We start from the raw sequence: 25,159 nt of genomic DNA on the forward strand, positions 1-25,159 counted from the left end.
TATGGATACTAGAAAATTTACTGGAAAGTTAAGTGCGATAGCTATTTCAATTTTGTTAGCAAGTTGTGGTGGTGGCGGTGGTGGCTATTATGATAATAGCGATAATGGAACAGGGACTGGTAATGGTGGGGCTACAATTTCTGCTGTGAATATTAGTTCAATCAGCCTTTTGGATACAAACAATACTTTGACTAACACAATAACAGCTTCAGGTGTAACAGCTAAAGTGAAAGTTACGGATGCTAGCGGGAAAGGCGTTAGTGGTGCATTAGTTACTTTTGCAGGAAGTGGTGTCGTATTTGGGACATCGAATGGTGCTGTGTTAACTAATGCTGATGGTGAAGCTACAATCTCGATTAAACCTGAGAATGTTACCGATACAGGTAGTTATTTACTATCTGCTACAGCTACTTATAATAGTCTAACAGCAACATCTCCATCGTATAATTATTCTCTTCAAGCCGCGAATATTACATTTACTGATTTGATTGCTTCAACAACATCATTGGAATCAGGTGGTTCAACAAATATCACGTTTAAAACACAAGATGCAAGTTCAGGCGAAAGTCAGAATAATGTTACTGTTAATTTTTCTGCAACTTGTGGCTCATTTGAACCTCCAACGGTAGTTTCGTCTAATCAAGGTGATGTTACTTCAACATATAAAGCAATTGATGCAAATGGTAATTTATGTGCTGGTGAGCAAACGATCATAGCAACAGGGACGACATCGTCTGTTACAAAATCAGTAAAAGTAAATATTGCTTCAGTTGAGGCTAATTCAATTGTCTACACATCTGGTGCCATAAATTTAGGTATTCAAAGTAGTGGCTCTGCTTCTACAGGTCAAATTGATTTTACTGTCTATGCAAATGGCAAACCAGCAACTAATCAAGAAGTAAATATTGAGTTATTGCGTGGGCCTGAAGACTTAAGTTTTGTTTCGTTAGGAAATCGTATTACTAAAACTGTAAAAAGTGATTCAACGGGTAAAGTGATTATTACGGTTTATCCTGGAAATAAACCTGGCCCAGTAGAAATTAAAGCCACTCTAAAATCCAATACCAATGTTGTTGCACTTTCTAAAGATGTAAAAGTTTCTACTGGTCGCGTTACTCAAAATGGTTTAAGTCTTTCTATTTCAAAAAACTCCTTACAAAATGATAAAGATGGCGACACTGCAACGATAACGGCTATGATGGTTGATCGAGTAGGAAACCCTGTTCCTGATGGCACAGTCGTTAGTTTTGTTAGTGAGGGAGGGAGTATTACACCAAGTTGTACATCAATGAATGGGGCTTGTAGTGTAACATTAACAACACAGAATCCACGACCAGTTGATAATCGAGTCACTGTCTTAGCGTATGCTGAAGGAGATAAAACGTTTATTGATAAGGATGGCGATAATTTATATAGTGCGGCTCTTGATAGTTTGCCAAGTAATATTGGTGATTTCTTTCGAGATGATAATGAAGATAATCAGTATAATAGTAATTTAGGAGAATTTATTTATAGACGTGGTGCTGCGGGCTATGTATGTACAGCTTCTACATTTAGTCAGCCTAATATTCCATTGATATCGGATCAATCCACATGTGACAATAATTTGGATGCAGTAATTCGAAAACAAATTGTTGTTTCTTTTGCTAGTGATACACCAACATTTTATGGAATATCAGGTATTAATCAACCTATGACTATGATCACGAACTTTACAAATTTTAGTTTTAAAGTTTTTGGTAATAGTGCTCGTACCGTCCCAATGCCATCTGGTACAGATGTTAGTGTTATTGCTAAAGATAATACAGATTTTGAACCAATCGTACAGTTGATAGATTCAAAAAATACTAACGGTTTCGCTACAAAAACTATTTCTGTTAGTGGTGCTGAACCATATTCTTTAGCACAAATTAAATTAAATGATTCTTATTATTCTGTTGGAATTAATTCAAATGGAGTGGGAACTCTAGCAGACTTGCCAAGTACTTTAGTTGGCGCACCTGAAGTCGTGTATTCTAATAAATCATGTGAAGCTGAAATTTTATCTGGAAGTTTAACCGTACCTTCAACAATGAATCTTTTCTTGCCAGACTCTTTTAAAGATTTAAGTGAAGATGTTTTTTATAGTGTAAGAATGAAAAATTGTGCTGTAGGCGATGATATTAAAATCAGTATAGCTGCGCCTAATAAACTAACTACACGAACTATTACATTGAAATAAAAAAACAGCGCTTCGGCGCTGTTTTTTTATTTTCTAAGTCTTCTATTTAACAGACGTTCCCATACTTACCCCGACCGTAGGTCTTACATTCATCGAACTACAAGCGGAAAGCAATATGCAAAACAAAACCACAATACCGATAATTTTCATAATTAAACTCAACAATTAAGATCAAGAATATTCTAGACCAGAAAAATGGATCTAAATGGTAATCAATGAAGGTTTTAAGTAATTAAATAAAAAAGCACCCAAAAGTATGAGTGCTTTGAATATTTCTAAGTAGGCTTAATCGTCAAGTAAATCCATTTGTTTTGCGATTTGATATAAATTATTTGAGCGATTACCTGTGCGACAGAACATCAGCACAGGTTTTGGTAGTTCATTGAAATGATTTGCAAAAGTTCTTACATCAACTTCAGTAATTTGGCCAGCTACAACAGGTTGGTAGACATAATCTAAACCTGCTTCACGCGCGGCTTCTTCAATCTGAGCGCTTGTAGGTTGTTCAGGGCCACCCTCCATATCTGGGCGGTTATTGATCACAGATTTAAAACCCTTTTCAACTACTTGAGGAATATGTTCAGGATTAATTTGACCTGCAAAGCCTACAATTTCACTCATTTCGTCACTCCAATATGATTTAAAATCGAATATGCTATACATGATAGCATTAAGCTCATAACTGAGTTTAAATGGCATAAGATTTATAAAAGAAAATATCAATAAGATAACGCAATGGAGCGTATATGTTCGAATATACAGTTGAACCACTGTATGTCCCAATTGGACAAGAGGTCATTGCCGCAGATTTTTATCGACCTAAAAATATAAAAAAACCACCTGTTATCATTATGGCGCATGGCTTTGCAGCTTTAAGGCAATTTCGATTGATTGCTTATGCTCAAAAGTTTGCACAAGCGGGTTATGCTGTTGTTTTATTTGATTATCGGTATTGGGGTGGAAGCACAGGGTTTCCTCGAGAATTAATTTCATTAAAGTTACAATTAGAAGACTGGCGTACTGTGGTCAGTTATGTCTCCAATCAAAAGAAAATCAATCATCGTCAGATTGTTTTATGGGGAACATCATTAAGTGGCGGCTATGTTCTCAATTTAGCCAATGAAATTAAGAACATTCACGCCATCATGGTTCAAGTCCCCTTTGTAGATGGGGCGGAAACTGCTAAATTATTTCCAATCCAACAATTACCAAAAGCACTCAAGCGCTCAAGTCAGGATTATATGGGGGCAAAAGTTGGTATGTTGCCAAAGAAATTGCCAGTGGTGCATCCCTTTGATTTATGTTTTATTCCGACGCAAGAGAGTTACAATGGCTATATGTCGATTGTAAACCCCGATTATTTTTGGAGTGGTGAAGTTCCTGCACGTGTATTCTTTAATTTAATGCGTTTTAGACCGATTCAAACAGTGCGAAGTATTAACATTCCTGTTTTATTCATTGCAGCTAAAAAAGACAGCTTCATTCCGATTGAATCTAGTCGTGAAACAGCGACCAATATTGCACCTTTTGTGCAATATTATGAATGGGATATGTCTCATTTCGATATTTATCATGGTCAATGGTTGGAAAAAGCGATTTCGACCCAATTAGAATTCTTACATCAACATATTGGAGTGAGCTAGATGATTATTGTATGTCCATCATGTGGCGCTAAAAACCGTGTTCCTGAAGATAAATTAACAGCTCAACCGAGTTGTGGGCAATGTCATCAAAATTTAATTCCACTTGCTCCGATTGAGTTAAATGAACAAAATTTCAGTAATTTTGTGAGCAATAGTGATTTACCGATCTTAATCGATTTGTGGGCAGAATGGTGCGGGCCTTGTAAAATGATGGCGCCACATTTTGCAGAAGTTGCAAAAACTAATCCAAATGTTGTTTTTGCTAAAATTGATACCGAAGCAAACCCTCGTTTAAGTAGTGCATTCAATATTCGTAGTATTCCAACCTTAGTTTTGATGAATAAAACCAATGAAGTTGCTAGAATAAGCGGTGCATTACGTGCTAACCAATTGCAAGAATGGTTAGATCAACAATTGAATGCCCTTAAATAAATTCACGGGCTCGGAGTTATTGTGTCAGATTCTCATGTAAAACCAGAAGGTACACTGTCTTTACAAACCATTGCTATGCCAGCAGATACCAACTGGAGTGGCGATGTTTTTGGTGGTTGGATCGTTTCACAAATGGATTTGGCAGGGGCGATTCATGCAGAGCGTTTTAGTAAAGGACGTTGTGCAACTATTTCAATTAATCAAATGACTTTCTTGGTTCCTGTGAAAGTTGGCGATGTGATTAGCTGTTATACCAAGATATTGAAAGTAGGCAATACTTCAATTCAAATGCAGATTGAAGTATGGGACAGCCACGATAGCTCACGTGCACCAAAGCGCGTAACGGAAGGTGTTTTTACCTTTGTTGCTGTTGATGTTGCTGGTAATAAGCGTCAAATCCCTGAAGATGTAAAGCAGAAGTATTTAGCTTCGCAAAGTGTTTAATTCTGAATTGATACTTGATAAAGAATCCCAACATTGTTTGGGATTTTTTATGTCTATTTTAGATATGGATTAAGTTTTTGTATTCTCAATAGATTTATAGAAATGCTATTCAACTGCTAAAATTTTATTCTATATTTTAAGAAATATAACAGCTTCAAATTGGTGAATGCTTTGAGTAAAACTTGTAGTCATCGATTATGGATAAAAGAATAAAAACCTGTAAGTGTTTTTGAAACAGAGACGACATAATCATGATCATATCGTCACTGAATTTCTATGTGAAGTCAGTTTTGTTTAAACTTACTTCTTTTTCAAATGTGATTTTGCAACCCATGCCCAAAGCATTTCACATTGGATCGGTTCTTGCCCTGATTCATCGGTTACTGTCACCGCAACAATCGTTTCACCTTTTTCTGCTTCCTGCATCATTTTACGTTGTTCATCGGTCAATGTCGCAACAGCAGTTAAGCCACCTTTTGATGGGCGTTTAAATTGAATATTCATGTTCTTAATGAGCACAATGCATGAATCTGGAATATTCATACCTGTGACGAAGCCTGTAGCAGTCTCGGCGACAAGCGCCATTGCACAAGCGTGAGCTTGGCCAATGTGGTTCTGCATATTTTTATTGTTTTCAAGTTTAACTTCTACACGGCTATGCGTAACTTCGACATAACGCAGTTTTGCAGTGCCTACCATAGGTACGACACGACCAAAAGCTTTGCTGAGCAAGGTACTTTGAATCCCTTTTGGAAACTTAGACGTTGCTTTAACGATTTTAGATAAACGATTGGTCTGAGTCATATTTCAACCTATAGCAATGAAGACCTTAGTCCTTGAAGTTATTAAATTGTAAAGGCACACCAAACTGCTGTTCTTTTAGAAAAGCCATAACTTGTTGCAAAGTATCGCGTTTTTTGTCAGTTACACGAATTTTGTCGCCTTGAATAGATGATTGCACTTTGACACCACTTTCTTTAATGGCTTTGTTAATTTTTTTTGCAGTATCAGAGTCAAGACCATCTTTAAGTTTAATGACTTGAATCACGTTTTTACCAGACGCGGTCATTTTTTGTGGATCAAGTGCTTGGATATCTACTTTACGTTTAAAGAAATGATTTTCAAGCATGCTATAAACTTGTTCGCACTGGAAATCACTTTCTGTAGAAATTTTAATTTCTTTATTTTTTTCATTAATTTCGATAGAAACATCCTGACCACGGAAGTCAAATCGAGTTGCAATTTCTTTTTGCGTGTTTTGAACAGCGTGATTTACTTCAAAAATCTCTAATTCTGAAACAATATCGAACGATGGCATAGTTTAGACCTTTACAAATGGAAAGAATATCTGAGATGCTAGGGATGTTTTCTTCATTTGCCAAGTGTTGTTTACATCAAAGGAGTGCACAATGATCCGTAAACAAGAAATTACAACATTTGAGTTCCCAGAAAATGCAATTATCTGGGATGTTCGTGATGCAAAAGCCTATGCCGAAGGCCATGTTAAAGGCGCTGTGAATCAGCCCATTGATAGCTTGGATGCAGTAAGCTTAACTCAAGTGAATTCGGATCAGCCTATTTACATCTTATGTGGTGGTGGCAGTAAAGCACCTCGTGCTGCTGAGAAACTTGAGGGTTTTGATAGCTCCCGTGATTATGTTGTTTTAATGGGTGGTACTCGTGCTGCACGTGATGCAGGAATGCCATTAGAGCAAGAATCATAAAAAAGCGCCGAAAGGCGCTTTTTTATTGAAGAAAATTTTTTCATTCATGATTCAATGAGTGAAAGTGAGCAGATTGCATCACTTGGTAGTTTATTGTTTGGACGGTTTATAATATGGTTTTTTCTGTTTCACTTTCTTTTGAAAGCGTTTTGGACTCAATTTGTTGAGTAAATCTTGTGGAATCGGACAAGCTTCATTTAAAACCAATCCTGTGAGAATTTCACTACACAATGGCGCAAATAAAAAACCTTTAGAGCCTAAACCTGAGAAAGTATAGATTTCTTGCGTATCATCAACTTTTCCAAGCAAAGGAAAGTAATCTAAAGTTTGAGCACGAACTGAAGCTCGTCCTTGCCATTCTTCGACTGGTGCTAAAGATTTTGCATAGTCTGGAAAGACACTGTGGATAAGATCGTAGTTATGCACATGGTCTTCAATCAATATTTCATGGTCATCACGGTTTGGATAAAAAGAAGCGCCTAGAATTAAGTTTTGCTCATCCAATTGCATACAATATCCACCATAACTATAAGCAGATTCAGTATTTAAAGCGTGATCTTGATTACTCACCCAACTGACTTGTCCACGAATGGGTTTTAATACAGGAAAGTTTTCAAAAAACTGTTTACTTTCTTTGGCACAACAAATAATCACATGATCAAAATGCCCAAGCTGGTTGTGTTGAGCATCGATCAGGTCTAAGCATTGATGAGCAAGTTGTTGAATATGTCCAATTCCGGCGTGTTTAAACGTGATTAGAGGATGTTCTAAAATTTGATCCTTCAATTGATTTGGATAAATCGAACCTGCTTGAGTCAGTTGTAAACTTTCAAAAGTTGTTTCTACGTCTAATTCATCAGCTGTTTGTGCTTTGAGTAAACCATGGGGATATTGCTGTGCAAGTATTAGCAACTCGTCTGGATTTTTAAGCGCCAATTGGTTAACGGCAATCGGTCGAAAGGCTTTAAAATTTTGATAATGATTGAGCGCATGTTGCCATGCCAAAGTCATTAAATGTTCAGCACTTTGTTCGATTGGACTCAATTTGGGATTCAATAAAGCCAAAGGATTTCCCGATGCCCCCGCCAATGGCGCTGATTGCTCATAAATCGTGACTTGGTGTCCTCGTTGAGCAAAGTTCCATGCACAGCTCAAACCTGCAATTCCTGCGCCTACAATCGCAATCTGACGTTGCTTAAAAGGGCTTGAACAACGGGTTAATTGGTTTGATTCAGTTTTTTTTTGAATTGAAGTTGTCGTGTGATCTAAATTTTGATTGCAATGATCATTTCCATGGTGTTCAGGAGCATTCCAAATGGCTTTTAACATTTCACGTTTATGTCCAAAACCACGAGGACGCGAAATAGAAATACCATGTTGTTTTAAGCCACGTTTTAAAACGCCCGCAACACTAAAAGAGGCAAAAGTTGTTGCATAATCAGAAAGGCGAACGATGTGATTTAAAACATGTTCTTCCCACATATCAGGATTGCAAGAAGGTGCAAAACCATCTAAAAACCATGCATTGACGGTATGGGTTTTGGGAATGACTGGAAAGATATCGTGTGCATCACCTAACCACAGGTCAATAGAAAACCGTTCATTTGGAAAGCTTAAACGATGACAACCTGCGATGGGTAAAGGATATTGCTCAATCAGTTGGTCTGCTAATGGTTTTAATTCAGTCCAAACATTTAAAGCTCGAATCAGGTCATTTTTACTTAAAGGGAATTTTTCAACACTTGTTGCATGTAAATGGCTGTGGTTATTCGGGCGAACTTGTTGCCAAAGTTGCCAGAGCGCCAAAATATTTAAACCTGTACCAAAACCTGTTTCACCCACACTGAAATATTCAAAATCTTGTAAATTGGCTAAGCGTGTAGATAAATCATTACCATTTAAAAAAACATGGCGTGTTTCAAGTAAGCCATTGTCTTTAGAAAAATAAACATCGCCAAATTGTTTGGAAATAGGAACTTCAATTCCATCAATACTTTGCCAATCTAAATCGGCTGTTTGAATGGCTTTTGACAATGCTATGAATCCTAAATAAAGAAATGAATAGAAAATAGAATATGAAACAAGGAGGAAAACGCCAGCGGATTACCACTGACGACGACGTTTAGTATAAATATAACTGGCGATTAAAAAGCCAAGCAGTACGCCGACAGCAATGGTTGCTGCGCCGTATAAAAACATTTGGGCACTTTGTTCACTTTGTAAAACTTGGACTTGAACGCCTAAATTATCATTTTTTAATTGTAACTCTTGGTTTTGTGATAATGCCTCAAGATTGGCTTTTTCAAGCTGTTGTAAACGAGTTGCTTGATCTTTGACTAAAGCTTTGACTTTGGCTTCTTGAGAGGCTTTTTCTTTGACAATTTGTTCAGCAGTCAACGGCTTATTTTCTTGTACTAAAGCTTGTGACTGAGTATTTGAATTTGCACCTGCAACTGCGGGGATGATACTTGGCTTAGGTGGTGCAACAGGTTGATTCGCCTGAGTGTTAGGCGTTGCAGTCGTTGTTTGTGCTGTGACGGCTGTCGTTTGAGTAGGTTCAGCAGATACGATTGGTGAAAGTACCAATGAACTGAGTAAAGTAAAGCCAAGTAAGCTTTGGACTACAACGCGCATCTTGTTATCCTTTAGGCAGTGCTTTATTGAATGGTTTAACATCAATATGACCATAGATCCCTTCTTTTAAGAAAGGTTCTTCTTGTAACCATTCGTCCAAGGCTTCACGGCTTTCAAAGTCAAGGATCAAAGTACTTCCATAAAAGCCAGCTTGTGGATTTTCACGATCTTTTGGCATTGCACCTGCAACAATGACACGTCCTTCAGCATCAAGTTTTTCTAAACGTGCTAAATGTTGTGGACGAACTGCAAGACGTTTTTCTACTGTACCTTCATTGTCGGTACAAGTAATTAAAAATAAAGGCATTTCACTTCTCTAATCAGCTAAACACATTATTCGTCGGTCGACTTAAAGTGTTTACGCAAAATAATAAACTGGATAATGATAAAGGAAAACATCACGATCATGTCACCAAATGCTGTAAATTCGCCCCAATATTTTCCACCAGCGAATAAAAAAGCAAAGAATACATGTAAGCAGGCCATGACAATAAACATAGCAGCCCAAGCGAAGTTGAGGTTTTTCCAACCTTGTTCTGTTAAATCAAGGACAGGGCCAAATAATCGTTGAATAAGGGGCTTTTTATCTTTCCCAAAATAAGGTGAAAGTAGGAAAGCACCAGCAAAGGCTAAGTTTAAAATCGCAGCTTTAAGTCGAATGTAGAAGTCATCACTCAACATCAAAGTGATTCCACCAAAAATCACGGTCATAAATAAAACAAACCATTGTTGTTTATCTAAACGAAACTTTTGGAAGACAAATAAAGCACCGTAAACAACTAACATTGAAATAATCAGTCCAGTTGTTGCGACTAAAATATTATTGTTGTTGACGCCACCTGCCGATCCGATCAATTGTAATAGTGGATGATCAGTATTTTTAGGATCGACCGTTTTATACAAATAAAAGAAAATTATGAGGGGCACAAAGTCTAAGAGTGCTTTCATGTTAAAATATCTAGTCTGTTCAAGTGAATGGGATAGTATAAAAGATGCAAGGCGTAGATTTACATACTCACAGTAATATTTCTGATGGAACTATGACTCCCGAGTTATTGGTGCAGGCTGCGCTTGAAAAAGGCATCCATACGCTTGCATTGACAGACCACGATAGCATGGATGGCTTAATACAAGCTGAACAAGTTGCAAAAAATCAACCAATTCAAATTATTTCTGGCGTAGAAATTTCCAGCCAATGGTCTAGACCTTCAGTCAAGAAGAGTTATGGCGTGCATGTTGTGGCGTTAAATATGCAAAATCATGAACCTTTACAAAAGCTGTTGGCTGAGCAAAAGAAAATCCGAGCTGAACGTGCGAAACAGATTTGTGACTTACTTATTCCCTTAATTCATCAGGATATTTATGCAGATGTTGTGGCAAAAGTAGAGGGAGAACCTGATCGCATTACCCGTACTCATATTGCTAAAACATTAGTAGAAAAAGGGATCGTACAACGCCCACAACAAGCTTTTGATAAATATATCAAAGAGGGTAAAAAAGCCTACGTGAAATTTGATGGTTTAGGCTTGGCAGAAACCATACAAGTGATTCATGACAGTCAAGGTTTTGCAGTATTGGCGCATCCAACACGTTATGACTTATCTGCAACTAATATTCGCTATCTGATTGAATTATTTGCACAACATGGTGGTGATGCGATTGAACTGCCAGCTGCGATTGAGCCTGCATCTACACGCCAGATGGTTGATCGGATGATTGAACAATATGGTTTAAAAGTGTCTGTGGGCAGTGATTTTCATGGGGACAATATGCCTTGGATTAAACTAGGTAATATTCCACGGGTAAAAGAAGGGCAAGTGGGCATTTGGGAGAGTTTTGTTATTTAGCCAATACATGCATTCAATCTTTCCTTTTATATTTCCCTAATCCTCTTTCGAATGGATAGAGGAGGGTAGAAAACTTACTTATTCTCATCAAAGTAGATTGTGATCCTGCGCCTGAATCGGCGGAGGCGTTGGTTTTCCTAAAGTACCCAATAGCTCAATTTCGATCATGCGGACCATTGAATCTAAAGGTAAATCATTGCTTTGTGTACCAAATGGTTCTTCAATCTCGGTACTTAAAGCATCAAGTCCAAGGAATGTATAAGCCAAAATACCCACCAATAATGGTGTAGCCAAACCGAGTAAAGAACCTAAGCTAAATGGCAGCATAAAACAAAAAAAGTACACAGTACGATTCAGCAAAACTGAATAAGCAAAGGGCAAAGGTGTTGTTGCGATTCGATCACAACCTGTTTGAACCAAACTTAACTCATTCACATGTTCATTCAGTTGAGTATAAATAATATCGGAAATTTCACCTTCTTTAAGCGCTTGCATCAGTTCCCATTGAATCAAACTCAGCGTGTACTGCGGTGCATTGGCTTGTTGGTACAATTGGGTGAGCGCTTGTTGGCTCATACCACTGGTTTCGATTAAAGCATCAGGGGTAACAGTCTGATGGCGAAGACGGTCTCTTAACACATTTGCAAAAACAATGACATGTTGAATAATTCTTTCACGGCGACCTTGTGGGAAGATACGACAATCACGGTCAAAATGGCGTGCATTGGCAATCAGCATTCCCCAAAGTTTACGTGCTTCCCACCAGCGGTCATAACAGGCCGTATTTTTAAAACCTAAAAAGATTGAAAGCACGACACCAATTAAAGTGAATCCCACCAAAGGAAGTTCAGGAAAGCGATAGATATCGGTATATTCAATTCCACCAACGATGGCAGAAATGAGCATCACAAAGCCGAGTGGTGGCAAAACTTTGGGTAAAATCGTGCCACGCCATGAGAATAATAGTTTAAAGGTGTCGTTTTGCTCGCGGACAATCATGCTTTTGAGTCTATAATTTTTTAGTGATCTTCACTGCTTCATTCAGACTTGTCAATAACAATTGCAGGGAAAGTCTTAGATTTGATCAAGCCGTGTTCTGCAAAGGAATAACTTTGTTCAGATGCAATAATAATATGATCCAATAATTCTATTTCAAGCAGTTGACAGGCGGTTACTATTTCTTGAGTGAGGTTGTAATCTTCACGTGAAGGTTTTGCCAAACCTTTAGGGTGATTATGGGCAATCACAATATTGGTTGCATGTTTTTGAATAGCATACCGCAACAATTGGTTGATTGAAATATTGCAATAGTTAACTGAACCAAAAAATAACTTTTTAAAACTTAATTTACGTAACTGACTATCCAAACATAGAACTGCAAAGACTTCTTGGGTTTCGCCGATTAATTCATATCTCAAATAATCTCGAATTAAGTCTGAACGGCTTAGGTCTAAACCTTGATGAAGATGATGTTTTAAATAGCGCCGCCCTAACTCTTTAACTGCCATGAGTTGGGAATATTTGGTATCCCCAATACCATGAAATTGTCTTAAATCTTCCAAAGAAGCATCGAAAACTGTATTTAAATTGCCAAAGTGTTGGATCAGCAGTCGTGCTAATTCTACTGCTGAATGTTGTCTAGAGCCTGATCTCAAAAAGATCGCAAGTAACTCCGCATCAGATAAACTTTCCGCACCTTGTAAAAGTAAGCGTTCTCGAGGACGTTCTTGTTCAGGCCATTGTTTAATTGAATGATGAGTGCTTAAGCTATAAGGCATTTTTGGCGTGGAATGATTCATTATTTTCTCAGTTATAATTTATTTTACTTTTCATTTTTCTCCCTCGAATTGCTTGGGAGATGTGCTATTTAATGATATTGTGAGCGCCACTGCAATAGAAAGGTGGCCTGATCGTGAGTTTCGATCTCAGTGTATTTTCTAATAAAAATATTATTCTTGCTGTCACAGGCGGTATTGCTGCTTATAAAAGTGCAATCCTCGTCCGTCGTCTAAAAGATTATGGTTTTAATGTCCGAGTGGTGATGACCAAAGGTGCGCAAGCCTTTATCACGCCTTTAACATTTCAGGCTTTGTCTGGAAATTCTGTGCATACCGAATTATTGGATACAGAAGCAGAAGCTGGCATGGGACATATTGAATTAGCACGCTGGGCAGATTTAATTCTTGTTGCGCCTGCAAGTTGTGACACGATTGCCAAGTTTGCAGCTGGTTTAGCCGATGATTTACTCAGTACGCTATATCTAGCAACAAAAGCTCCTGTATGGGTCGCACCTGCGATGAACCAACAAATGTGGGCGGCTAAAGCAACGCAACGTAATTTGAATACATTGGTTGAAGATGGTGTGCATGTGATCATGCCTGAAGCTGGTTCACAGGCGTGTGGCGATGTGGGTTTAGGGCGTATGCCTGAACCTGAAGATTTGGCAGAACAGGTCAAAAATTATTTTCATCAAGCACAGCGAGCAATTGCAGAAAAGTTTGGTTTACTGGCAGGTAAACGTGTGGTGATTACCGCAGGGCCGACACGTGAAGCGATTGATCCAGTACGTTATATTTCAAACCATAGTACAGGTAAAATGGGTTTTGCAATTGCTGCGGCCTGTTATAGTGCGGGTGCAAAAGTCACATTATTGGCTGGGCCTGTAAGCTTGGATACGCCGAATGGTGTACGCCGTATCAATGTATCATCGGCAATTAAAATGTTGGATGAAAGTATGCATCAGCTTGAAGAAGGTTGTGATATTTTCATTGCTACAGCAGCAGTGGCTGACTACCGTGTAGCAGAAGTTTCAGAGCATAAAATTAAAAAAGCTGGTGATGAGCTGAATGTTTCATTAGTTAAAAACCCAGATATCGTGGCGACTATTGCGCAACAAGATAAGCGTCCCTTCATGGTTGGATTCGCTGCTGAAACTCGCAATGTTGAAGAATATGCTGCTGGAAAATTAGTTGCGAAAAAGCTAGATATGATCGCATGTAATGATGTTTCTCGTGCAGATATTGGCTTTGCATCGGATCAAAATGCGATGACAGTCTTCTTTGCTGAGCAATACCAAATGGAAAAGCGTGACTTAGAAAAAGCCTCTAAGCAGGATATTGCACAACAATTGGTAGAAGCGATTCATGATGCTTTACACCATGAAATTGAAACTGATTGAAGCTCATCTTAAGTAATGAAAATGCAACGAATTCGTTGCATTTTTTATTTGCTATTGTTTAGTGTTTTAAACTATGTTTAACATTGAAAATGGATAATAAACCGTAATCTACAATAGCCACAGTTTTAAAGGATGATCACGATGATCAAAAAAACTTTAGCCACAATGATGTTCGTTTCTGCATTTACTATGAGTTCAATGAGTTTTGCAGCAGACTTAGAACAGAACATGAAAACACTTGCTAAAAACTATAAAGCATTTAACCAAACCACAAATGCGGCAGATGCCAATAAAGCTTTGGACAATATGCGTGCTGCTGCAACAGATGCCAAAAAAGTGAAGTTGAAAGGCCGTGGCGATGCAAGCGCGCCAACATCAACGCAATTATTTGATCAACTGATCGCGCAAATTGACAAAACTCAAGCTTTGGTGAAAGGCGGTCATTTAGATCATGCCAAAATGGAAGGCAAAAAACTGGCTGACATTCGTGATCAAGGACATAAGCTTTATCATTAATAAATTCATCAAGACTAGAAATGATTAAGACTAGAAATAATCAAAACCGTTAGTGTTTACCACTAGCGGTTTTTTTAGATTCACTTTTAATATTCAAGATATTTAAACTGAGCATGATTTGGATTTTCTCTATAACTGTCTATTGCTAAAGTGATATGAGTAGAAGGAGGGAAATGTGATGCAACAGCATAAACAATTTGAACGTATAGTTCAGGCAATTGAATACATTCAGAAAAATTTTAAAGATCAACCTAATTTAGATGAAGTGGCTGCACATGTTCATTTAAGCCCTGCACATTTCCAACGCTTATTTACTGAATGGGCAGGAACAAGTCCAAAGAAATTTTTGCAATATATTAGTTTGGAACATGCAAAAAGTATTCTCAAACAAGATCAAAGTGTGTTGGATGCAACCTTTGAAACAGGGTTGTCTAGCACCAGCCGTTTGCATGATTTATTTATTCAAATTGAGGGGATGACGCCTGCTGAATATAAAAATGGTGGAGAAAATTTAACGATCAATTATCAATATGTTGAAACGATGTTTGGTGAAGCGATTATTGCCTCAACAACAAAGGGTATCTGTTTTATGGCTTTTATTGAAAATAGAATAGATGCTTATGCAACACTGATCGAGCAATTCCCCAATGCTGAATTTATTTGGCAGTCAGATGACTTGCAACAAAATGCTTTAGCAATATTTTCATCAAAACCTTTGGATTTACCCCAAATTAAATTGCATTTAAAAGGTACTGATTTTCAGCTGAAAGTGTGGGAATGTTTACTCAAAATTCCTATGGGAAAACTTTCAAATTATGGCGAAATTGCAAAACATATAGAAACACCGAAAGCATCCAGAGCTGTAGGAACAGCCATTGGCAATAATCCAGTCGCATTCTTAATCCCATGCCATCGTGTGATTCAATCTACGGGTGTTTTTGGTGAATATCACTGGGGAAAAACTCGCAAAATGGCCATGATCGGTTGGGAAGCAGGGCATTGTTATGAATAAATCCGAACAAAAATCACCACAGATACGTTTAAATTTAGGAAATTCTCAAATTCACACAAATACAAATCTATTACCCCAAGATGGTACGGCGAATTATTACGGTAAAATTTTTGATGAGCACACCGCCAATTATTATCTAGAACGATTATTGATGACTATTGCTTGGCAACATGATCAAGCCATTATTTTCGGAAAAACCATTACAACGAAAAGAAAAGTAGCTTGGTATGGCGATCAAGCATTTGAGTATACCTATTCAAATACGCAAAAATATGCACTCGCTTGGACAGCGGAATTATTAGAGCTTAAAGCGATTGTTGAACAAAAAACAGGTGAAATTTTTAATTCATGTTTACTCAATCTTTATCATACGGGTGCGGAAGGGATGGCTTGGCATAGTGATGGGGAAACAGATTTAAAGAAGAATGGTGCAATTGCTTCATTGAGTTTTGGCGCAGTACGTAAGTTTTCTTTTAAACATAAGCAAACTCAGGAAAAAGTTGAAATTTTCTTAGAGAATGGCAGTCTATTGGTGATGAAAGATGTGACCCAAACACATTGGTTACATCGTTTAGCGCCAACGAAGAAAGTAGTTGCAGCACGTGTTAATCTGACCTTTAGAACGATTGTTGAGTAAAGTAATAAAAGATACATTCACGATTTCGCACTGAAATTTAGAACGCTTTCCATACGTAATAAAAAAGACCACATAAAGCGGTCTTTTCAAACTTAAAATTTGATTGAAAATCAGAATTAAGCTTGACCTTCAGCAGCAGCGGCTTGAGCACGCTCCATATTTGCTTCGAACTCAGCATCAAAATTGATTGGAGTAAGTAACAACTGAGGGAAACTACCTTTAGTCACAAGTTCATTCACCGCTTCACGTAAGAACGGGAATAAAATATTTGGGCAATATGCGCCTAAAATGTAAGGAAGGCGATCTTCTTCGATGCCATCAATCAAGAAAATACCTGCTTGAGTAACATCTACGATAAATGCTGTATCACCTGCATTATTCGCTTGAACAACAACTTTTAAAGAAACTTCGAAATGTGTGTCATCAATCTTTTCAGCAGCAGAAGACAAGTTGATATTCAACTCAGGTTGCCATTCTTTTGTAAAAACTTGAGCCCCAGGTACTTCAAAAGATAAATCTTTAGCGTAAATACGTTCTAAAGCTAATTGTGGTTGAGTTTGTTGTTCTTCACTCATTATTTATTCCTTCAATTTTTCGTGTGTTAACCAAGTAATTCGTCGAGTTTGCCATCTTTTTCTAAAGCATAAAGCTGGTCAAAACCGCCAATAAATTGATCATTGATAAAAATTTGTGGCACAGTGCGGTGACGGGTTTTTTGCATCAGCTCAACCTTCACTTCAGGTGCTTCTTCATCTAGATTGATTTCGGTAAAAGCAACACCTTTACGCTCAAGTAGAGATTTAGCACGTACGCAATATGGGCAGAAAGTTGTTGAATAAACTTTTACTTCAGCGGTCATGTTGAACTCCTTTCGCTTATTTCTTAGCTTTAACTAATGGCAAGCCTTGAGCTTTCCAGTTACTAATACCGCCATCAAGACGATAACTATCTGCATGACCGACCTGTTGTAATGCTGAACCTGCAACTTGACCTAAGTTACAGATAAACACGATTGGACGATCCGCAGCTTTTAACTCTTCAATATGACTTGAAATTTGGCTATATGGAATATTGCGACTGCCACTGATATGACCTTCACGGAAATCTTTAGCATCACGCAAATCAACCAACATTGCATTTTTAGCTTTCACTAAAATACCAAGTGATTGTGGTGAAATTTTACGACCATTACGTTGCCCTTCAAAAATAAAGAACAAAACAACAAGAACCCCTAAAATACCAAACAAAAAGGGGTGATTCCCCATAAACTCTAACCAACGTTCCACAAGTCACCTAATTACAATCAAAAATTGTGTCGAGTATAGCCTATATATATGGTGATCAAAATCACCGCTTCAAGGTTAGTTTTAAAGAAATTTAACTTTTTTGTTGCGCTTCAGTGATTTCTTCAATTAAACGCAAATAACTTTCCAGTCGTCTGGCTAAAACATCACCGTTTTCAACAGCGGTTTTAAGTGCACATTGCTTTTCATGGGTATGGGTGCAATTTCGATATTGGCAATGTCCTAGGAAATTGCCAATATCAGGAAATCCTGCATCGATTTTCTCTAAATCTAAATGCCAAAGTCCAAATTCACGAATTCCGGGAGAATCAATCAACGCACCATTTTCCCCAAAACGAATTAAACGTGTAGAAGTGGTGGTGTGTTGTCCTAATGCGGAGTTTTCCGAAATGATATTGGTTTTCTGTGCTGCATCTGGAACAATGATATTGATCAATGAACTTTTCCCCACACCTGATTGACCGACAAAAGCAACCGTTTCATTGTCTAAACGTTGTGCCAATTCGCTCAGATCACCTTCAGCTTGGGTGATTAAAACCTCATAACCTAAATCTTGATATTCTTTCAGCAAATCTAAGATAGGATCATTTTCTTTGAGTAAATCCGATTTATTTAATACCAATAAAACAGGAATATCGGCATCTGCACACGCCACCAAATAACGATCAATTAAGGTCGGCGCAGGTTCAGGTAAAGCAGCAAAAACAATAACAATGAGGCTAATATTTGCAGCCACAGGTTTGACTTTATGATAACGATCAGGCCGAGTTAAAAGAGAGGTACGTGGGTGAATGGCTGTGATAATGCCTAAACCTGTGTTTGGGTCAGCTTGCCATTTAACTTTATCTCCAGTGACCAATAACTCTAAATTGGTTCGCGTATGGCAACGCCATACACTGCCCACGTCAATCGGTTTCCAAAAAGGTTCGGGTTCGCCAGTTTTGACTTGTGGTTTTTCAGGATGTGGGTTTGGTGCAGAAAGCGCTTGTACTTCGAGTTGTCGTCCATAATGTTGAACAACAAGACCTTCAAGATCGTTAGATGTGTCGATTTCTTCTTGACGTGTTTTGTGTTGTTTCTGAATGCGACGTTGCTGCTGTTCAGTTAAACGACGTTTACGAATTAAAGCCATTCATATCCTAAAAAACCATGCATATTGAAAGGCAAAAATAACATGATGGGCGAATGAATTACAGCGAAGATGCTAGAAATTTGCTACTATTCTTGTTTTATAGCCGAATAAGATTGCATTATATGAGCAGCACCGCTGATACTCGCCTGATTTGGATCGACCTTGAAATGACAGGTCTGGATACAGATAACGATAAGATTATTGAGATTGCAACAATTGTAACTGACGATCATTTGAATATCTTAGCGGAAGGCCCTGTGCTCGCAGTGCATCAGTCTGATTTAATTTTAAATGCAATGGATGAGTGGAACACCAAACAACATGGTCAATCTGGTTTGATTGAACGTGTACGCCGTAGCAAACTCACAGCACAAGATGCTGAACAGCAAACTTTAGAGTTCTTGAAAAAATGGGTAAATCCTAAAACTTCACCGATGTGTGGTAACTCAATCTGTCAAGACCGCCGTTTTATGCATCGCTTAATGCCTGAGCTTGAGCAATTTTTCCATTATCGTAATCTAGACGTTTCATCTGTAAAAGAGTTAGCAAAACGCTGGCGTCCAGAAATTATGAATGATTTAAAGAAAAATGCATCGCATTTGGCGATGGATGATATTCGTGATTCGATTGCCGAGCTTAAGTATTATCGTCAGTACTTCTTTATTACCAATCAAGATTAATTTTAGATTCCTTGCGTAGCTGTGCTGCTCATTCCTCCTTTAGAAAGGGTGAGGGGCATGGCTATTAAGGATAAGGATTTAAATGGCTTAACTGATTGGCATTAGGCTGAAAAGCTTATTTTTTTAACCACTTTTCATTTTGAGTTTTTAAGTTATACTCAGACAAATAATTTTTAACGATGCGTTACAAAAAATAGCAAGCAACTCCAATCGTTTGCAGATAAAACGTTTTAATATCCTCATATATCCTCATATATCCTCATATATCCTCATATATCCTCATATATCCTCATATATCCTCATATATCCTCATATATCCTCATATATCCTCATATATCCTCATATATTTGAATTATTACAAAGAGATTGACTATGCAAAGTAATAACCCAATTTTAACGCGTGCGGAAACGCATGCAGATTATGCTGAGCCAATGACTGTGCAAGGCGCAATCCAAAAATCAGTTTTATTAACTGTGATTGCAGCTGTACTGGGTTTAGGCATTTTTTTATATAGTTTTAGTACCTTGAATATTGGTATTGCTTATGCCGCTGCAATGGTCGGGGCAATTGGTGGTCTGATTCTCGCGTTAATTACCACATTTAAACCGAATACTGCACCTGTATTGGCAATTCCTTATGCATTCTTTGAGGGTGCATTTTTAGGCGGTGTATCGGTTATTTTTCAAATGAAATTTCCGGGTGTGCCATTACAAGCGCTTTTGGCAACATTTGTAACGACTTTGGTGATGTTCGCTTTATATCGTTTTCAGATTATCCGTGCGACTGAGAAATTTAAGTCTGTTGTGATGTCTGCAACGATTGCGATTGCACTGGTGTTTGTTGTGCAATTTGTGATGCGTTTAGCCTTTGGCTCAAGTATTCCATTCATTTTTGAAAGTAACTGGTTAGGGCTTGGCTTTGCAGCATTTGTTGCTGTTATTGCTTCGCTGAATTTGATTCTTGATTTTGATTTGATTGAATCTGCTGCTGCACAACGTGCGCCAAAAGCCTTTGAATGGTTATGTGGTATTGCGTTATTGGCAACTTTAGTTTGGATGTATTATTCATTCATGCGTTTATTTAGCTTACTTCAAGGCGATGATTAATTTGATTTAATTCATCCCTATGTAGGTTGTACCAAAAAATCACGCTCATGGGCGTGATTTTTTATTATTTCGTAAACTTTCAAAAAAAGATGCATTATGCAATTTTGTTCTGTGCAAAGTCTTGGCATTATGCATGCAAACATTATCAAGTGAGAATTTCATGGCACAAGGACTATTGGCAGGTAAGCGCTTTTTAATTGCAGGCGTTGCGAGTAAATTATCCATTGCATTTGGTATTGCTCAAGCATTACACCGTGAAGGTGCAGAACTTGCATTTACTTATCCAAATGAAAAATTAAAAAAACGTGTTGATGAGTTTGCTGAGCAGTTTGGCTCACAATTGGTATTCCCTTGTGATGTTGCAAATGATGCTGACATTGACAATGCTTTTGCTGAATTGGCAAAACATTGGGACGGTTTAGATGGTGTAGTGCACTCGATTGGTTTTGCACCGGCACATACCCTAGATGGTGACTTTACTGATGTGACTGACCGTGAAGGTTTTAAAGTTGCACATGACATTAGCGCATATAGTTTTGTGGCAATGGCACGTGCTGCAAAACCGTTATTGATTGCACGTCAAGGTTGTTTACTGACGTTGACTTATCAAGGGTCTGAAACTGTAATGCCAAACTATAATGTTATGGGCATGGCAAAAGCATCATTAGAAGCAGGTGTACGTTACTTGGCTTCAAGCCTTGGTGCTGAAGGGATCCGTGTCAATGCAATTTCAGCAGGACCAATCCGTACTTTGGCTGCTTCAGGAATCAAGTCATTCCGTAAAATGTTGGATGCTAATGAGAAAATTGCACCATTAAAACGTAATGTGACCATTGAAGATGTAGGAAATGCAGCATTATTCCTATGCTCACCATGGGCAAATGGTATTACGGGTGAAATTCTTTATGTCGATGCTGGTTTTAATACTGTGGGTATGAGCCAATCGATGATGGATAGTGAATAACATTTAATTCTAGTTATTCTAAATTCCGTATAAAAAAGCCCTTAATAGGGTAATGCTGATCAGTTAAGTGTAATTTTATTATTACTGATTGATAAATCTCCCCTAACCCCTCTTTACAAAAGAGGGGAACACTCGTGAGTTCAATGCGGTATTGAATCCAAGATACTCCCTCCTTTTTCAAGGGTGAGGAGCAGACTCCACAAGGGGAGGATTAAGATACTTAACTGACTGGCATTACTTTACAGGGCTTTTTTAAGTTTTAAGGCAATTGCTTAATTGGACTGCCGCCCAAAGCTTGCATCAAAGTAACATAAGCATTGTATTGGCTTTGCTTGGTTTGAACCAAAGACACTCGAGCATTTCGAGTTGTTTCTTGTGCATCCAATAAGTTTTTCAATGCGATTGCACCATTGCGATAACGTACTTCAGTTAAACGCTCCGTTTTTTCAGCAAGCTCTAAATTCTTTTGCTGAAAAGTCACTTGCTTGTCTAATTCACTACGGTTTGACAGCGCATTTTCTGTATCGGCAAAGGCTTGATATAAGGTATTGCGATACTGAACAATTGCTTTTTCATAGTCCAATTCACTGATCTTGATATCTTTCTTCATATCATTATATTGAAGAAACGGTAAGCTCAAGCTCGCACCTAAAGTCAGAGCAGGGTTTTTCAATAAATTGGTCAATGATGTACTGGTCGAGCCTAAATTCCCCGTTAAACTGATTGAAGGGTAGTAACTGGCTTTGGTTGCATCTTTGGTTGCTAATGATTCACGTAACCGTAACTCAGCAGCACGTAAGTCAGGACGACGAGACAAAATATCTGCAGGTAAACCAGAAGCAATATTCGGCAAATTGATACGAGGTAAACGTTGAGGTTCTTGAATATTCAGTTGCTGCACAGGAATTTGCAACAATACCGCTAATGCAGTCCGTGCTTCAACCAACTGCTGCTCAATTTGACTTAAACTGGCTTTTTGACTTTGCACAGATTGTTCAGCCTGTGTCAAATCGAGACCTGAGACTGCCCCTGCTCGATACTGTGTTCGAACCAATTCATAGGTTTTTTGTGTTGCAGCTAAACTTTGTTGTGCTGCGCTATAGCGTTCATTTAAATAGCCCAATTGCCAATACAAATTTGCAGTTGTTCCCACTAAAGTTTGCCCAGTGGCTTGCAAATCTTGTTCAGTGGCTAAAGACTCCCATTTGGCTGCCTCAGTTTGACGAGCCAATTTTCCAAACAAGTCCACTTCATAGCTCACACCTGCATTTAAAGATAGACCTTTGGCAGTATCATCACCCGAATTTAAATCAAAACTATGTCCTGTCGATACGCCTGAGTTGACACGAGGTCCTTGTTGGTCACGTGCCAAACTTGCTTTTAAACGTGCAGTTTGTAAATTGATGCCAGCAACAGCTAAATCAGCATTGCGTTGAATGACTTGATCCACCAATTGGTTGAGCTGAGTGTCTCCAAATAAAGTCCACCACTGATCTGCGTACAAATCTGCTTGAATCTGTTGAGACTTCGCCTTGTCATAAGCAAAGCTATTGGGGATCTGGGCAGCAGGTACTTCATAAGGGGTTTTGACAACAGCAGCACATCCGACCAATGAACTTCCAAGAATCAAGGCTGTTGCAAGTTTCGTTAAATGGATTTGCATGATTTTATTTTCCTTATTCTTTGACTATTCACGAGACAATGCATCAACAGGATTGAGCTGTGCTGCATTACGTGCAGGAATGAATCCAAACACCACACCAATCAAAGTTGAACAGACGAAAGCGGCAATAATTGAAGTGGTTGAATAGGCCATCTGGAAGGAGCCTTTGGCCACTTGGCTAAAGAGTTGCCCGATTCCTAAAGAGAGTAGAACACCCAAGATGCCACCTAAAATGCAGACTAAAATTGCTTCTATAAGGAATTGTTGCAAAATATCGCTTTGACGTGCACCCACAGCCATGCGCACCCCAATTTCTTGAGTACGTTCAGTTACAGAAACCAGCATGATATTCATGACACCAATACCACCAACCACCAGTGAAATCACAGCAATCGCTGAAACCAGTAAAGTCATGGTCTGTGTAGTCTGTTCAATGGTTTCACGAATACTGTCTGAGTTTTGAGTAAAAACGTCTTGAGCACCATGTCGCTGTTCAAGTAAGGACAGAATGGCATTCTCTGCAACAGCGGTTGGATATTCATCTTTTACTCGGACAATAATGCTTCGGACATTGGCTTGACCTAACATACGGCTCATCACAGTTGAATAGGGTAAATAGACATTTAGACTGTCAGAATTTCCCATCATGCCTTGTTGTGCATCCACAACGCCAATGATTCGGCTCGGGACACTGCCGAGTAAAATGACTTGTCCTAAAGGATCTGTACCATCACTAAAGAAGGTTTTTTTAGTATTTGAATCAATCACCACATCTTGAGCACGTTGCGTCACGCTTTGCTTATCAAACGCTTGCCCTGAAGTAAATTTCAAACCTTTTACATTGAAGAAGTCATTACTGACACCATTGACTGTCGCCGAAGCTTCAACTTCTTTAAATCGAACCGTGACACTGCTGTTCACCGTTGGGCTTACAGCTTCGACATAAGGCTGCTCGGACAGGGCATCAGCATCGGAAGGAACAAGGGTTTTAAATTGTGCTGTTTTGGAATTATCACCAAAGCCACGACCTTGAAATACAGTGATGGTATTGGTTCCTAAACTGCTAATATTTTCAAGGATTTGCTTTTGTGAGCCATTCCCTAAAGCGACGACTGAAACAACAGAGGCAATCCCAATAATAATCCCGAGCATGGTCAAGAATGTACGCATGCGATGCGCATTCATTGCCAATAACGCCATACGGAATGCTTCAGCAAAACGATCTAATGCAGAGCGCCATTTTGAGGATTTTTTACGGCTAGCTTTTGACTCGCTGTCTACGACGACATCAATCTCTTGGTCATATTCAGGTGTATTCGGTCGGTCAGAAATAATATTTCCGTCACTAATCTCAATAATACGTGTCGCATTCTTCGCAACATTCATATCATGGGTGACTAAAATAATGGTGTGACCTTTGGCATTCAGCTCACGTAAAATACGCATCACTTCAATACCGCTGTTCTTATCCAATGCACCAGTGGGTTCATCGGCAAGGATAACGTCACCACCATTCATCAAGGCACGAGCAATCGACACACGTTGTTGCTGACCACCTGAGAGCTGATTTGGACGGTTTTGAGTTTTTTCCCCAAGCCCTAAATCAGTCAATATTTCATGTGCACGCTTTTGGCGTACTGTTGGATCCATGCCTGCATAAATCGCTGGAACTTCAACATTACCCGCAGCATTTAAATCGCCAAGTAAATGATAACGTTGGAAAATAAAGCCAAAGTATTCGCGGCGAAGCTGTGCCAATTCATCAGCTTCAAGTTCACGGGTTTCTCGCCCATTGACTTGATAGCTTCCTGAAGTTGCTTGGTCTAAGCAACCCAAAATATTCATTAATGTTGATTTACCAGAGCCTGATTGTCCAACAATGGCAACCAATTCACCTGCATAGATCTTTAAATGAATGCTTTTTAAAATCTGAATCGTAGATTCACCCGCAGGGAATTCGCGAACCAGATTATTCACCTCTAACAGAGGTTGACCGACCTGATTATTGTTTTGTTCCATGC

General features: G+C 38.5%; 28 protein-coding genes. 13 read left to right on the forward strand and 15 right to left on the reverse strand.

From position 1 onward, the window contains the following. Window position 1 precedes the first annotated feature (1 nt). Window positions 2-2,221, forward strand: coding sequence for an Ig-like domain-containing protein (locus tag ACY45D_RS02670; protein ID WP_463108324.1), 2,220 nt, complete (start codon window positions 2-4; stop codon window positions 2,219-2,221). A gap of 285 nt (window positions 2,222-2,506) precedes the next feature. Here ACY45D_RS02670 and ACY45D_RS02675 read toward each other — a convergent pair whose 3' ends face one another. Continuing rightward, entirely contained in the window at window positions 2,507-2,842 is a 336-nt protein-coding gene (locus tag ACY45D_RS02675; RefSeq protein ID WP_120384976.1) for a protein tyrosine phosphatase family protein, read from the reverse strand. Window positions 2,843-2,967: 125 nt separating this feature from the next. Here ACY45D_RS02675 and ACY45D_RS02680 point away from each other — a divergent pair, with 125 nt between their 5' ends. The 3 genes from ACY45D_RS02680 (at window position 2,968) to ACY45D_RS02690 (ending at window position 4,740) form a co-directional block, all read left to right on the forward strand. Continuing rightward, window positions 2,968-3,864 (forward strand): alpha/beta hydrolase, encoded by an 897-nt coding sequence (locus ACY45D_RS02680; protein ID WP_463108325.1) that lies wholly within the window; start codon window positions 2,968-2,970, stop codon window positions 3,862-3,864. Continuing rightward, window positions 3,865-4,296, forward strand: a complete 432-nt coding sequence (gene trxC, locus ACY45D_RS02685) for a thioredoxin TrxC (protein ID WP_463108326.1) — start codon at window positions 3,865-3,867, stop codon at window positions 4,294-4,296. Between the two features lie 75 nt (window positions 4,297-4,371). After that, window positions 4,372-4,740, forward strand: a complete 369-nt coding sequence (locus ACY45D_RS02690) for an acyl-CoA thioesterase (RefSeq protein WP_463109407.1) — start codon at window positions 4,372-4,374, stop codon at window positions 4,738-4,740. Window positions 4,741-5,040: 300 nt separating this feature from the next. Here ACY45D_RS02690 and ACY45D_RS02695 read toward each other — a convergent pair whose 3' ends face one another. Continuing rightward, entirely contained in the window at window positions 5,041-5,544 is a 504-nt protein-coding gene (locus ACY45D_RS02695; RefSeq protein WP_463108327.1) for a DUF4442 domain-containing protein, read from the reverse strand. Window positions 5,545-5,569: 25 nt separating this feature from the next. Further along, entirely contained in the window at window positions 5,570-6,058 is a 489-nt protein-coding gene (locus tag ACY45D_RS02700; RefSeq protein WP_463108328.1) for a YajQ family cyclic di-GMP-binding protein, read from the reverse strand. Window positions 6,059-6,149: 91 nt separating this feature from the next. Here ACY45D_RS02700 and ACY45D_RS02705 point away from each other — a divergent pair, with 91 nt between their 5' ends. After that, window positions 6,150-6,464, forward strand: coding sequence for a rhodanese-like domain-containing protein (locus ACY45D_RS02705; RefSeq protein ID WP_463108329.1), 315 nt, complete (start codon window positions 6,150-6,152; stop codon window positions 6,462-6,464). 90 nt (window positions 6,465-6,554) lie between these two features. Here ACY45D_RS02705 and mnmC read toward each other — a convergent pair whose 3' ends face one another. The 4 genes from mnmC to ACY45D_RS02725 all read right to left on the reverse strand — a co-directional run bounded on the left by mnmC (window position 6,555) and on the right by ACY45D_RS02725 (window position 10,046). Further along, a complete protein-coding gene (gene mnmC / locus ACY45D_RS02710; RefSeq protein WP_463108330.1) occupies window positions 6,555-8,498 on the reverse strand; it encodes a bifunctional tRNA (5-methylaminomethyl-2-thiouridine)(34)-methyltransferase MnmC2/FAD-dependent 5-carboxymethylaminomethyl-2-thiouridine(34) oxidoreductase MnmC1 in 1,944 nt (647 codons plus the stop codon). 69 nt (window positions 8,499-8,567) lie between these two features. Then, the gene (locus ACY45D_RS02715) at window positions 8,568-9,098 is read right to left on the reverse strand and encodes a hypothetical protein (RefSeq protein ID WP_463108331.1); all 531 of its coding nucleotides are present in this window, start codon (window positions 9,096-9,098) and stop codon (window positions 8,568-8,570) included. Window positions 9,099-9,102: 4 nt separating this feature from the next. Continuing rightward, window positions 9,103-9,405, reverse strand: coding sequence for a YciI family protein (locus ACY45D_RS02720; RefSeq protein ID WP_120384967.1), 303 nt, complete (start codon window positions 9,403-9,405; stop codon window positions 9,103-9,105). A 26-nt stretch (window positions 9,406-9,431) separates the two neighbouring features. Beyond that, the gene (locus ACY45D_RS02725; RefSeq protein ID WP_463108332.1) at window positions 9,432-10,046 is read right to left on the reverse strand and encodes a septation protein IspZ; all 615 of its coding nucleotides are present in this window, start codon (window positions 10,044-10,046) and stop codon (window positions 9,432-9,434) included. A gap of 44 nt (window positions 10,047-10,090) precedes the next feature. Here ACY45D_RS02725 and ACY45D_RS02730 point away from each other — a divergent pair, with 44 nt between their 5' ends. Beyond that, the gene (locus ACY45D_RS02730; protein WP_463108333.1) at window positions 10,091-10,945 is read left to right on the forward strand and encodes a PHP domain-containing protein; all 855 of its coding nucleotides are present in this window, start codon (window positions 10,091-10,093) and stop codon (window positions 10,943-10,945) included. A gap of 87 nt (window positions 10,946-11,032) precedes the next feature. On the opposite strand, the gene ACY45D_RS02735 is transcribed toward ACY45D_RS02730, so the two are convergent. Both ACY45D_RS02735 and radC read right to left on the reverse strand, forming a co-directional pair. Further along, window positions 11,033-11,944, reverse strand: a complete 912-nt coding sequence (locus tag ACY45D_RS02735; RefSeq protein WP_463108334.1) for a bestrophin family protein — start codon at window positions 11,942-11,944, stop codon at window positions 11,033-11,035. A gap of 38 nt (window positions 11,945-11,982) precedes the next feature. Next, window positions 11,983-12,744 carry a RadC family protein gene (gene radC / locus ACY45D_RS02740; protein WP_463108335.1) on the reverse strand — a complete coding sequence of 254 codons (762 nt, stop codon included), beginning with the start codon at window positions 12,742-12,744 and terminating at the stop codon, window positions 11,983-11,985. A 113-nt stretch (window positions 12,745-12,857) separates the two neighbouring features. Here radC and coaBC point away from each other — a divergent pair, with 113 nt between their 5' ends. From coaBC to ACY45D_RS02760, 4 genes are all read left to right on the forward strand, one after another. Next, the gene (gene coaBC, locus ACY45D_RS02745) at window positions 12,858-14,123 is read left to right on the forward strand and encodes a bifunctional phosphopantothenoylcysteine decarboxylase/phosphopantothenate--cysteine ligase CoaBC (protein ID WP_463108336.1); all 1,266 of its coding nucleotides are present in this window, start codon (window positions 12,858-12,860) and stop codon (window positions 14,121-14,123) included. A 141-nt stretch (window positions 14,124-14,264) separates the two neighbouring features. After that, window positions 14,265-14,639, forward strand: a complete 375-nt coding sequence (locus tag ACY45D_RS02750) for a cytochrome b562 (protein ID WP_463108337.1) — start codon at window positions 14,265-14,267, stop codon at window positions 14,637-14,639. A 178-nt stretch (window positions 14,640-14,817) separates the two neighbouring features. Beyond that, window positions 14,818-15,651 (forward strand): bifunctional transcriptional activator/DNA repair enzyme AdaA, encoded by an 834-nt coding sequence (locus tag ACY45D_RS02755; protein ID WP_463109408.1) that lies wholly within the window; start codon window positions 14,818-14,820, stop codon window positions 15,649-15,651. After that, the gene (locus tag ACY45D_RS02760) at window positions 15,644-16,288 is read left to right on the forward strand and encodes an alpha-ketoglutarate-dependent dioxygenase AlkB family protein (RefSeq protein WP_463108338.1); all 645 of its coding nucleotides are present in this window, start codon (window positions 15,644-15,646) and stop codon (window positions 16,286-16,288) included. Before ACY45D_RS02755 ends, ACY45D_RS02760 begins: the two co-directional genes overlap by 8 nt. A gap of 116 nt (window positions 16,289-16,404) precedes the next feature. On the opposite strand, the gene secB is transcribed toward ACY45D_RS02760, so the two are convergent. From secB to rsgA, 4 genes are all read right to left on the reverse strand, one after another. Further along, a complete protein-coding gene (secB, locus tag ACY45D_RS02765) occupies window positions 16,405-16,863 on the reverse strand; it encodes a protein-export chaperone SecB (RefSeq protein ID WP_463108339.1) in 459 nt (152 codons plus the stop codon). A 26-nt stretch (window positions 16,864-16,889) separates the two neighbouring features. Continuing rightward, complete coding sequence (gene grxC, locus ACY45D_RS02770; protein WP_463108340.1) at window positions 16,890-17,147, reverse strand: glutaredoxin 3; 258 nt, start codon at window positions 17,145-17,147, stop codon at window positions 16,890-16,892. A gap of 16 nt (window positions 17,148-17,163) precedes the next feature. After that, complete coding sequence (locus tag ACY45D_RS02775; protein WP_120384957.1) at window positions 17,164-17,574, reverse strand: rhodanese-like domain-containing protein; 411 nt, start codon at window positions 17,572-17,574, stop codon at window positions 17,164-17,166. Between the two features lie 91 nt (window positions 17,575-17,665). Continuing rightward, complete coding sequence (gene rsgA / locus ACY45D_RS02780; RefSeq protein WP_463108341.1) at window positions 17,666-18,724, reverse strand: ribosome small subunit-dependent GTPase A; 1,059 nt, start codon at window positions 18,722-18,724, stop codon at window positions 17,666-17,668. A 122-nt stretch (window positions 18,725-18,846) separates the two neighbouring features. Here rsgA and orn point away from each other — a divergent pair, with 122 nt between their 5' ends. From orn to ACY45D_RS02795, 3 genes are all read left to right on the forward strand, one after another. Beyond that, the gene (gene orn, locus ACY45D_RS02785) at window positions 18,847-19,404 is read left to right on the forward strand and encodes an oligoribonuclease (protein WP_463108342.1); all 558 of its coding nucleotides are present in this window, start codon (window positions 18,847-18,849) and stop codon (window positions 19,402-19,404) included. 372 nt (window positions 19,405-19,776) lie between these two features. Beyond that, window positions 19,777-20,511 (forward strand): Bax inhibitor-1/YccA family protein, encoded by a 735-nt coding sequence (locus tag ACY45D_RS02790; protein WP_463108343.1) that lies wholly within the window; start codon window positions 19,777-19,779, stop codon window positions 20,509-20,511. A 160-nt stretch (window positions 20,512-20,671) separates the two neighbouring features. Beyond that, the gene (locus ACY45D_RS02795) at window positions 20,672-21,475 is read left to right on the forward strand and encodes an enoyl-ACP reductase FabI (RefSeq protein ID WP_463109409.1); all 804 of its coding nucleotides are present in this window, start codon (window positions 20,672-20,674) and stop codon (window positions 21,473-21,475) included. Window positions 21,476-21,734: 259 nt separating this feature from the next. On the opposite strand, the gene ACY45D_RS02800 is transcribed toward ACY45D_RS02795, so the two are convergent. Beyond that, window positions 21,735-23,138 carry an efflux transporter outer membrane subunit gene (locus tag ACY45D_RS02800; RefSeq protein ID WP_463108344.1) on the reverse strand — a complete coding sequence of 468 codons (1,404 nt, stop codon included), beginning with the start codon at window positions 23,136-23,138 and terminating at the stop codon, window positions 21,735-21,737. Between the two features lie 24 nt (window positions 23,139-23,162). Next, window positions 23,163-25,157 (reverse strand): MacB family efflux pump subunit, encoded by a 1,995-nt coding sequence (locus ACY45D_RS02805; RefSeq protein WP_463108345.1) that lies wholly within the window; start codon window positions 25,155-25,157, stop codon window positions 23,163-23,165. Window positions 25,158-25,159 lie beyond the last annotated feature (2 nt).

This window comes from Acinetobacter sp. BZX-2, from assembly GCF_055179795.1.

Excerpts from the sequence above, each read along its gene's own strand:
- ACY45D_RS02670 (WP_463108324.1), top strand. The coding sequence starts at position 2 with ATGGATACTAGAAAATTTACTGGAAAGTTAAGTGCGATAGCTATTTCA.
- ACY45D_RS02675 (WP_120384976.1), bottom strand. The coding sequence starts at position 2,842 with ATGAGTGAAATTGTAGGCTTTGCAGGTCAAATTAATCCTGAACATATT.
- ACY45D_RS02680 (WP_463108325.1), top strand. The coding sequence starts at position 2,968 with ATGTTCGAATATACAGTTGAACCACTGTATGTCCCAATTGGACAAGAG.
- trxC (WP_463108326.1), top strand. The coding sequence starts at position 3,865 with ATGATTATTGTATGTCCATCATGTGGCGCTAAAAACCGTGTTCCTGAA.
- ACY45D_RS02690 (WP_463109407.1), top strand. The coding sequence starts at position 4,372 with ATGCCAGCAGATACCAACTGGAGTGGCGATGTTTTTGGTGGTTGGATC.
- ACY45D_RS02695 (WP_463108327.1), bottom strand. The coding sequence starts at position 5,544 with ATGACTCAGACCAATCGTTTATCTAAAATCGTTAAAGCAACGTCTAAG.
- ACY45D_RS02700 (WP_463108328.1), bottom strand. The coding sequence starts at position 6,058 with ATGCCATCGTTCGATATTGTTTCAGAATTAGAGATTTTTGAAGTAAAT.
- ACY45D_RS02705 (WP_463108329.1), top strand. The coding sequence starts at position 6,150 with ATGATCCGTAAACAAGAAATTACAACATTTGAGTTCCCAGAAAATGCA.
- ACY45D_RS02715 (WP_463108331.1), bottom strand. The coding sequence starts at position 9,098 with ATGCGCGTTGTAGTCCAAAGCTTACTTGGCTTTACTTTACTCAGTTCA.
- ACY45D_RS02720 (WP_120384967.1), bottom strand. The coding sequence starts at position 9,405 with ATGCCTTTATTTTTAATTACTTGTACCGACAATGAAGGTACAGTAGAA.
- ACY45D_RS02725 (WP_463108332.1), bottom strand. The coding sequence starts at position 10,046 with ATGAAAGCACTCTTAGACTTTGTGCCCCTCATAATTTTCTTTTATTTG.
- ACY45D_RS02730 (WP_463108333.1), top strand. The coding sequence starts at position 10,091 with ATGCAAGGCGTAGATTTACATACTCACAGTAATATTTCTGATGGAACT.
- ACY45D_RS02735 (WP_463108334.1), bottom strand. The coding sequence starts at position 11,944 with ATGATTGTCCGCGAGCAAAACGACACCTTTAAACTATTATTCTCATGG.
- radC (WP_463108335.1), bottom strand. The coding sequence starts at position 12,744 with ATGAATCATTCCACGCCAAAAATGCCTTATAGCTTAAGCACTCATCAT.
- ACY45D_RS02750 (WP_463108337.1), top strand. The coding sequence starts at position 14,265 with ATGATCAAAAAAACTTTAGCCACAATGATGTTCGTTTCTGCATTTACT.
- ACY45D_RS02755 (WP_463109408.1), top strand. The coding sequence starts at position 14,818 with ATGCAACAGCATAAACAATTTGAACGTATAGTTCAGGCAATTGAATAC.
- ACY45D_RS02760 (WP_463108338.1), top strand. The coding sequence starts at position 15,644 with ATGAATAAATCCGAACAAAAATCACCACAGATACGTTTAAATTTAGGA.
- secB (WP_463108339.1), bottom strand. The coding sequence starts at position 16,863 with ATGAGTGAAGAACAACAAACTCAACCACAATTAGCTTTAGAACGTATT.
- grxC (WP_463108340.1), bottom strand. The coding sequence starts at position 17,147 with ATGACCGCTGAAGTAAAAGTTTATTCAACAACTTTCTGCCCATATTGC.
- rsgA (WP_463108341.1), bottom strand. The coding sequence starts at position 18,724 with ATGGCTTTAATTCGTAAACGTCGTTTAACTGAACAGCAGCAACGTCGC.
- orn (WP_463108342.1), top strand. The coding sequence starts at position 18,847 with ATGAGCAGCACCGCTGATACTCGCCTGATTTGGATCGACCTTGAAATG.
- ACY45D_RS02790 (WP_463108343.1), top strand. The coding sequence starts at position 19,777 with ATGCAAAGTAATAACCCAATTTTAACGCGTGCGGAAACGCATGCAGAT.
- ACY45D_RS02795 (WP_463109409.1), top strand. The coding sequence starts at position 20,672 with ATGGCACAAGGACTATTGGCAGGTAAGCGCTTTTTAATTGCAGGCGTT.
- ACY45D_RS02800 (WP_463108344.1), bottom strand. The coding sequence starts at position 23,138 with ATGCAAATCCATTTAACGAAACTTGCAACAGCCTTGATTCTTGGAAGT.
- ACY45D_RS02805 (WP_463108345.1), bottom strand. The coding sequence starts at position 25,157 with ATGGAACAAAACAATAATCAGGTCGGTCAACCTCTGTTAGAGGTGAAT.